Annotated in this window: 8 protein-coding genes and 1 pseudogene; 7 read left to right on the forward strand and 2 right to left on the reverse strand. The window is 73.5% G+C overall.

Annotation, left to right across the window (positions count from 1 at the left end):
- Positions 1-36: 36 nt before the first annotated feature.
- Positions 37-135, reverse strand: a pseudogene (locus ACR807_RS40165) (carbonic anhydrase); the annotation flags it as partial.
- A 221-nt stretch (positions 136-356) separates the two neighbouring features.
- Entirely contained in the window at positions 357-614 is a 258-nt protein-coding gene (locus tag ACR807_RS40170) for a DUF2631 domain-containing protein (RefSeq protein WP_438926785.1), read from the reverse strand.
- Positions 615-792: 178 nt separating this feature from the next.
- Here ACR807_RS40170 and ACR807_RS40175 point away from each other — a divergent pair, with 178 nt between their 5' ends.
- From ACR807_RS40175 to ACR807_RS40205, 7 genes are read left to right on the forward strand one after another with little or no spacing between them, the layout of a single operon-like run.
- Positions 793-1950, forward strand: coding sequence for an ABC transporter ATP-binding protein (locus ACR807_RS40175; protein WP_438926786.1), 1158 nt, complete (start codon positions 793-795; stop codon positions 1948-1950).
- Positions 1947-3092 carry a polyamine ABC transporter substrate-binding protein gene (locus ACR807_RS40180; RefSeq protein WP_438926787.1) on the forward strand — a complete coding sequence of 382 codons (1146 nt, stop codon included), beginning with the start codon at positions 1947-1949 and terminating at the stop codon, positions 3090-3092. Before ACR807_RS40175 ends, ACR807_RS40180 begins: the two co-directional genes overlap by 4 nt.
- Positions 3092-3934, forward strand: coding sequence for an ABC transporter permease (locus tag ACR807_RS40185; RefSeq protein WP_438926788.1), 843 nt, complete (start codon positions 3092-3094; stop codon positions 3932-3934). The genes ACR807_RS40180 and ACR807_RS40185 overlap by 1 nt, the downstream gene beginning before the upstream one ends.
- Positions 3931-4755 (forward strand): ABC transporter permease, encoded by an 825-nt coding sequence (locus ACR807_RS40190; RefSeq protein ID WP_438926789.1) that lies wholly within the window; start codon positions 3931-3933, stop codon positions 4753-4755. The genes ACR807_RS40185 and ACR807_RS40190 overlap by 4 nt, the downstream gene beginning before the upstream one ends.
- 40 nt (positions 4756-4795) lie before the next feature.
- Positions 4796-6439 carry a sensor histidine kinase gene (locus tag ACR807_RS40195; RefSeq protein WP_438926790.1) on the forward strand — a complete coding sequence of 548 codons (1644 nt, stop codon included), beginning with the start codon at positions 4796-4798 and terminating at the stop codon, positions 6437-6439.
- 3 nt (positions 6440-6442) lie between these two features.
- On the forward strand, positions 6443-7093 hold the full coding sequence (locus ACR807_RS40200; RefSeq protein WP_438926791.1) for a response regulator: 651 nt from the start codon (positions 6443-6445) through the stop codon (positions 7091-7093).
- Positions 7090-7647 carry a hypothetical protein gene (locus ACR807_RS40205; RefSeq protein ID WP_438926792.1) on the forward strand — a complete coding sequence of 186 codons (558 nt, stop codon included), beginning with the start codon at positions 7090-7092 and terminating at the stop codon, positions 7645-7647. Before ACR807_RS40200 ends, ACR807_RS40205 begins: the two co-directional genes overlap by 4 nt.
- Positions 7648-7760 lie beyond the last annotated feature (113 nt).

Below are 7760 nucleotides of genomic sequence, written 5' to 3' on the forward strand. Positions count from 1 at the left end.
GTCCTTCCCGGAGGTCGGTGACCGTCAGACGACCTCGGTGGGCATGCCGCAGTCGGTGTGGTGGACCAGGACGACCTCGCGCGTGCCGAGCAGGCGCCGGCTGATCGCCGGCGAACGGATCTCGTCGTCGGTCACGGACGTGCGTCGTCCTCTGCCGGGGGTGGGAGGTGCATGTGCGCTGCGCGACACCGAGCCAACTGCCGCAGGCCCGTGCGGGCAACCGGTGCCCAGCCCGTGGGACCGGTTGCCCGCGCACCACCCACCCCTTGGGCGAGCGGAGGAACCCTCACGTGGGGGAGGGACGCGGACAGCCCTCGCGCACGGGGGCGTCGAGGGCTACCGGGAGGAGCGGGGGGTCAGCGGCGCCAGGAGGTGCGGCTGCGCACCTGGAGCCAGATCAGGCCCGCGGCCATGGCGAGGCCGATCAGGACGACCCAGAGGTCCTCGGTGCGGCCGTGGTGGTTGCCGATCAGCAGGGCGAACACGGAGAGCGTGGACAGCCAGCCCGCGATCTTGATGCCCTTCGGGAAGGTGCCGTGCCAACCCCACTCGACCGACGGCTCGTCGTGGGGGTCGACCGCCGGACGCTTGTCCAGTTCCGAGGACGAAGACACAGCCGCACGACCTTCCTGCCCGATCACGTTCACCTACGCCGCAATCGTCGCACACGCCCGCGCCGCGCGGGACGTGAGGTGCGCGGCGCGGTTCCGGCGTCTACCCTCACCCCTCGCGCGCGTCCGCACCGATCCCGCCCTGCCACCCGGGGCTGTGCGCTGCCAGAAAGGCGACGAGTTGACCGATCAGCCGGTCCACGGCTTCCACCCGGCCGAGGAACGCATGCCCGACACCTTCGCACCCGTCGAGGTCGGGCTCCACGGCGTCACCAAGCGCTTCTCCGACCAGACCGCGGTGAACGACGTGACGCTCAACGTGCACGAGGGCGAGTTCTTCTCCGTCCTCGGCCCGTCGGGCTGCGGCAAGACGACACTGCTGCGCATGATCGCCGGGTTCGAGCACCCCACGTCGGGGAGGATCGAGCTGGACGGCGTCGACATGGTGGGCGTCCCGCCGCACCGACGTGACGTGAACACCGTGTTCCAGTCCTACGCGCTGTTCCCGCACATGTCGGTGTGGGACAACGTGGCCTACGGCGTCAAGCGCAAGGGCACCAGGGGCCCGGAGCTGAAGAAGGTGGTCGGTGAGCACCTGGAACTGGTTCGACTCGGGCAGTACGCCAAGCGGCGGCCCGCGCAGCTGTCCGGCGGCCAGCAGCAGCGGGTCGCCATCGCCCGCGCGCTCGCCGCGGGCCCGCAGCTCCTCCTGCTCGACGAGCCGCTGGGCGCGCTGGACGCGGTTCTGCGCAAGGAGCTCCAGATCGAGCTGATGCGCATCCAGCGCGAGGTCGGCACCACGTTCCTCTACGTGACGCACGACCAGGAGGAGGCGCTGGTGCTGTCCCACCGGGTCGCCGTGATGAACGCGGGCCGGCTGGAGCAGGTCGGCTACCCGGAGGACGTCTACGAGCGCCCGGCGACCCGCTTCGTGGCCGGCTTCATCGGCACCTCGAACATCCTGGACGCCACGGTGTCCGGTGTGGACGCCGGCTGGGCGGTGCTGGACGCGCCGGGCGTCACCGGCCTGCGCGCGCCCCTCACCCGGTCGGTGAACCACGGGCAGCGGGTCGCGGCGACCGTGCGGCCGGAGAAGGTGCACCTGCACGACCTCGACGACGAGCCGCCGACGGGCTGGTGCGTGCTCACCGGCACCGTGCGCGACGTCGTCTACACCGGTGTGTCCACGCAGTACGTGGTGGACGTGCCGGGCGGCGGCAAGCTGGTCGCGTTCGTCCAGAACACCCGCCGCACCACCGACGCGGGCGCGCCCGGACAACCCGTGCGCATGGCCTGGGACCCCGACTTCACCGTCCTGCTGGAGAGCGAGCGCAGATGACCGACAAGAACCTCCGGATCGCCCGTCTGTGGGACGCCGGCCCCCGGGTGACGCGCCGGACGATGCTGCGCTCCTCCGCGTTCTTCGCGCTGGCCGCGACCGGCGCGTGCGGCGTGGGCGAGGCGCCGTCCGGCACGAGCGCCGCGGCGACCTCGGCGACGAAGGCGACCAACGCCACCGAGGAGCCGAAGCTCAACTTCTACAACTGGACCGACTACATCGCGCCGGACACGCTGTCGGGCTTCACGGAGGTCTCGGGCGTCGAGGTCACCTACGACAACTTCAGCACCAACGACGAGATGGAGGCCAAGATCGCCTCCGGCGCGGCGGGCTACGACCTCGTCGTGCCGAGCGACAACTTCCTGCGCCGGTTCCTGCGCTCGGGCCTGCTCTCGCCGCTGGACCACGACCTGATCCCGAACCTGCACAACCTGAGCCCGAGGTTCACCGAGGCCGAGTACGACCCGGGCAACCGCTACTCGGTGCCGTGGGCGTGGGGCACGACGGGCCTGGCGTACTCGAAGTCCCAGCTCGGCGACGTGACGGGGTTCTCGGCCTTCGACCTGGCCGCCGCGCAGGGCCGCAGCTCGATCCTCGACGAGGCGCGCGACGCCATGGCGCTGGGCCTGCTCGTGCTGGGCCACGACCCGAACACCACGGACGTGAAGCAGGTGGACGAGGCCGCCGCCGCGCTGCTGGCGCTGAAGAAGAAGCTCGGCCAGATCACCTCGGACGTGATCGAGCCGCTCACGTCGGGCCAGGTGCCGCTGGCGCAGGCGTACTCCGGCGACGCCTTCCAGGCCCGCGACGCCAACGAGGACGTGGCGTACGCCATCCCGACCGAGGGCGGCCTGTCCTACGTCGACCTGCTGTGCGTGCCCAAGGACGCGCCGCACGCCGCGAACGCGCACCGGTTCATCGACTACGTCCTGCGGCCCGAGGTGGGTGCCGCCCTCGCCAACGCGATCCGCTACGGCAGCCCCAACGAGTCCGCCCGGCTGATGATCGAGCCGGAGCTGCTGGACGACCCGCTGGTGTACCCGTCGGAGGAGCAGTTGGCGAAGCTGCCGTTCACCAAGGACCTCGGCGCGGACCTGGAGGCCCGCTACGCCGACGCGTGGACCAGGGTCAAGACCGGCTGATGGCCCGTCCCCGCTGGCTGGTCGCCACCGGTCTGCTCGCGCCGACCGGGCTGTGGCTCGGCCTGTTCCTGATCGCGCCCCTGGCGCTGGTCGTGCAGTTCAGCTTCGCCACCCGGGACACCGGCGTGGCGCGGGCCGTGCTGCCGTGGACCGCGCAGGCGTACGCGACGGCCCTGAACCCGGCGTTCCTGCCGATCTTCGGCCGCACGCTGGCCTACGCGACCGCCACGACGCTGCTGTGCCTGCTCCTCGGCTTCCCGCTGGCCTGGTTCACCGCCCGGCACGGCGGGAGGTACCGGACGGCGCTGCTCGCGGCGGTGCTGGTGCCGTTCTGGTCGAGCTACCTGGCCCGGATCTACGCGTGGAAGGCGCTGCTGGACGGCGAGGGCCTGGTCAACACGCTGCTCGGGTACGTCGGGCTGGACCGCGAGGGCGGGTTCCTGCTGACGCACGGCGCGGTGGTGCTCGGCCTGACCTACGGCTTCCTGCCGTTCATGGTGCTGCCGCTGTACGTGGCGTGCGAGCGGTTCGACTTCCGGCTGGCCGAGGCGTCCCACGACCTCGGCCACGGCCGGTCCTCGACGTTCTTCCGGGTCGTGCTGCCGGGTGTCGCGCCGGGCGTGCTGGCCGGGTCGCTGCTGGTCCTGGTGCCGGCGGCGGGCGACTTCGTGACGCCCCGGCTGCTCGGCGGCGTGGACCAGTCGACGTTCGGCAGCGTCATCGACGACCAGTTCCGGGGCGGCAACAACTGGCCGCTGGGCTCGGCGATGGCCGTGCTGCTGCTCGTGCTCGTGGTGGTCGTGCTGGTGCTGCGCGGCAGGCGCGGGGAGGACGTGCTGTGACCCGGCGACCGTGGGTGCTCGGCGGGGTGGCCGCGCTGGTCCTCGCGTTCCTGTACGCGCCGATCGCGTGGCTGGCCGTCGTGTCGTTCAACGACTCCCGCTCGCTGAGCCGGATCACCGGGCTGTCGACCCGCTGGTACGTCGAGCTGTTCGCCGACGACCGCGTGCTCGGCGCGCTCGGCCTGACCCTGCGGCTGGCGCTGACCAGCGCCGTGGTGGCCACGCTGATCGGCACGCTGGCCGCGTTCGGGCTGCGCCGGGCGTTCCCGGGGCGGGGGCTGTGGACGGTCCTGCTCAGCCTGCCGCTGGTCGTCCCCGAGGTGGTGCTGGGGGTGGCGCTGCTCGGGTTCTGCGTGAAGCTCGCCGGCATCCCGCTCGGGTTCGGGGCGCTGCTGGCGGCGCACGTGGCGTTCTCGCTGAGCTTCGTCGTCGTGGTGGTGCGGGCCCGGGTGGCGGGCATGGACCACCGGCTGGAGGAGGCCGCCGCCGACCTGGGCGCCGGTCCGCTGGTCGCCTTCCGCACGATCACGCTGCCCCTGGTGGCGCCGGCGGTGGCGGCGGGGTTCGCGTTCGCGTTCCTGCTCTCCTTCGACGACGTGGTGACGTCGAGCTACCTGACCGGGGTGGGCTCGACGACGCTGCCGGTGTTCGTCTACGCCCAGGCGTCGAAGCGCGGCGTCTCGCCGGAGATCGTCGCCCTGTCCACGCTGATGGTGGGCGTGAGCGCGGCCCTGCTGGTCGCGGGCGTGCTCGTGGTGACCTGGCGGGCGCGCCGCGCCGGCCGCGCGTCAACTTTCGTCGAGCACCTTCGCGACCAATGAACGCGGCCGACGACCTGCGGGTTCTCTACCGTGGTCACCTGTGACCCCTGTCGTGCACCGCGTCCAGCGGTTCCGGCCCGACCTGCCCGACCTCCGGGAGGCGCCGACCGCGTTCCTGCGCACCCACGCCGGGCGCCTCGCCCGGGTGACGCCGTGGCGCGTCGGCCGCGAGGTGCTCGCGGTGCTGGTGATGCTGGTCATGGACGTGTTCCCCGGCTGGCTCATCGCGACCGACTGGCGCTCGTCCGCCCTGGGCGTGGCGGCGCTCGGCCTCGGCTACGTGGCGCTGTTCCTGTCGCGGCTGCTGTTCCCGGCGCTCGCGCTGCTGATCGGCACGTGGGTCGTGTTCAGCACCGAGCACGGCGGGCTCGCCCTGGTCGTCATGCTGGCCTACGGCGCCGGCTACCGGATCGTGCCGTGGCAGCGCGCCCTGCTCACCGCCGTGCTCGCGCTCACCCTGCACATGCTGGCCTGGGGCGTGTCCACGCCCGGCCTGTCCGGCCCGTTCGGGGCGTTCGTGATGCTCACCGTCTACGGCATGGTCATCGCCCTGCCCTTCCTCGTCGGCCGCTACACCGCCCAGCGCAACGCCCTGGTCGCGGCGTTGCAGGAGCGCGAGGAGCGGGTGGTGCGCGAGCGGCGGATGGTGTCGCGGCAGGTGCGGCTGCGGGAGCGCAACCGGATCGCCCAGGACATGCACGACAGCCTCGGCCACCGGCTCAGCCTCATCTCCGTGCACGCGGGCGCGCTGGCGCTCGACACCGGCCTGGGCGACAAGCAGCGCGAGGCCGTCCAGGTGCTGCGCACCGCCGCCCTGACCGCGATGGAGGAGCTGCGCGGCGTCATCGGCGTGCTGCGGCGCGACGAGCCCGAGGAGGACCAGGTCCGGCGCACCGTGGACGCCATCGACGAGCTGGTCGAGGGCGCGCGGCGGGCCGGCGTGCGGGTCAGCCTGGTGCGCGGCGGCCAGCCCGTGCCGCTGCCCGCGAAGGTCAGCCACGCCGCCTACCGCATCGCCCAGGAGGGCCTGACCAACGCCAGCAAGCACGCGCCGGGCGCGAGCGTGCAGGTCACCGTGAAGTACGAGCCGGACGCGCTGGTCGTCGAGGTCCGCAACAACCCGCCGCGGGCCAGGCAGCCCCGGGGCTCCGGGTTCGGCCTGATCGGGCTGGGGGAGCGGGTGCGGCTGGCGGGCGGCATGCTGCACGTCGGCGAACTGCCCACCGGCGGGTTCCGGATCGCGGCCCTGCTGCCCTACGAGGACACCGCCGCGGCGGACGACGAGCCGTTCGAGGAGGAGCAGCCGGAGCCGGCCAAGCCGACCGGCATCCGCAAGTGGGCGGGCGTCGGCTCGATCCTGCTCGCCGGGGTCGTCGTGGTGGTGGTCGTGGGCGGCTACACGTGGATCGGCACGCAGCCCTTCACCAAGGTCGTGGACCAGCCGCTGTACGACTCGATCGAGGTCGGGTGGTCCGAGGGCGAGGTGATGTCGCGGCTGCCGGGCGGCGCCGAACCGCCGCTGGGCGACCTCAGCTCCGACGCGCCGCCGGAACCCGCCGGGTCGACGTGCCAGTACCGCGTGGCCGACCAGCAGAGCTACCGGTCGCAGGCCACCAGGGTCGTCCGGTTCTGCTTCGCGGGCGGCCGGCTCGTCGAGAAGAACACCCACCTCCAGGGGATGTGAACGTTGATCCGGGTCCTCATCGCCGACGACGAGCCGCTGATGCGCGCGGGCATCAAGGCCATCCTCGGCACAGCCGACGACATCGAGCTGGTCGCCGAGGCCGGTGACGGCCGCGAGGCCGTCGCCCTGGCCAGGGAGCGGCGGGTGGACGTCGCCGTGCTCGACATCCGCATGCCGCGCCTGGACGGCCTGGCGGCGGCCCGCGAGCTGCGCTCGGTCGCGCCGCACGTGCGGGTCGTGGTGCTGACCACGTTCGGGGAGGACGACAACATCGTCCGCGCCCTGTCCGACGGCGCGGCCGGGTTCCTGCTCAAGGACTCGGCCCCCGAGGAGCTGCTGCGCGCGGTGCGGGCCGTGCACGCGGGCGAGGCGTACCTGTCGCCGATGGTGACCAGCCGCGTCGTCGGCATGGTCGCCCAGGTCGGCCAGCCGCGCCGCCAGGAGGCCGTGCGGCAGGTCCGGGGCCTCACCGAGCGGGAGGTCGAGGTGCTGTCCCTGCTCGGGCTGGGCATGTCGAACGCCGACGTCGGCCAGCGGCTGCACATGAGCGAGGCGACCGTGAAGACCTACGTGAGCAGGCTGCTCGCCAAGCTCGGCCTCACCAACCGGGTGCAGGCGGCGCTGCTGGCCAGGGACGCGGGGCTGGCCGGGTGAGCGCCGCCGCGGACCTGCTGCCCCTGGACGCCGCCGCGCGCCGCGCGGGCCTGCTCGCCCTGCGCGGGGACCCCGCACCGGGGCAGCGCGTGAACTCGTGGCTCGGCCTCCTGACGGGGCTCGAACCCCCGGAGGGGGCGTCGCCGGAGGAGCGGCTCGCCCGCGCCGGGCTGGCGGTCGCCGCCGTGCGGGTGGCGCGCGAGTGCGGCGACGTCGACGACCGGCTCGTAGTCGAGCGGTGCTTCCTCCTCTGCGCGGCGCTGCTCCGGCACGGCCTGCGGCCGGCGGACGCCGACCCCGCGCTCGACCCGGACGCGCTGGTCCGCGCGCTCCTGGACGTCGTGGGCCGCACGTCCGCCGAGGCGGCGGCGACCCCGTGGCGGCTGCCGGGGGACGGCGCCGCGCCGGACGGGGAGTCGCTCGACGTGCTCCGCTCGCTGCGGCGGGCCGGGAACCTGAGCGGGTACGCGCTGCACCTCGTCGACCACGTGCGGGACGCCGGGCTGCGCGCCGAGGTCGAGTCGTGGCGTGCGGTGCGGCCCGACCTGCCCTGACGGCCCCGACCTGCCCCGACGGCCCCGACCTGCCCGACCTGCCCGACGGCCCGACCTGCCCGACCTGCCCGACGGCCCGACCTGCCCGGACGGCACCCGGACGCGGAGCAGCC

The sequence above is a fragment of the Saccharothrix sabaoui genome, from assembly GCF_051756985.1.
Lineage (GTDB): Bacteria > Actinomycetota > Actinomycetes > Mycobacteriales > Pseudonocardiaceae > Actinosynnema.

Excerpts from the sequence above, each read along its gene's own strand:
- ACR807_RS40180 (WP_438926787.1), top strand. The coding sequence starts at position 1,947 with ATGACCGACAAGAACCTCCGGATCGCCCGTCTGTGGGACGCCGGCCCC.
- ACR807_RS40185 (WP_438926788.1), top strand. The coding sequence starts at position 3,092 with ATGGCCCGTCCCCGCTGGCTGGTCGCCACCGGTCTGCTCGCGCCGACC.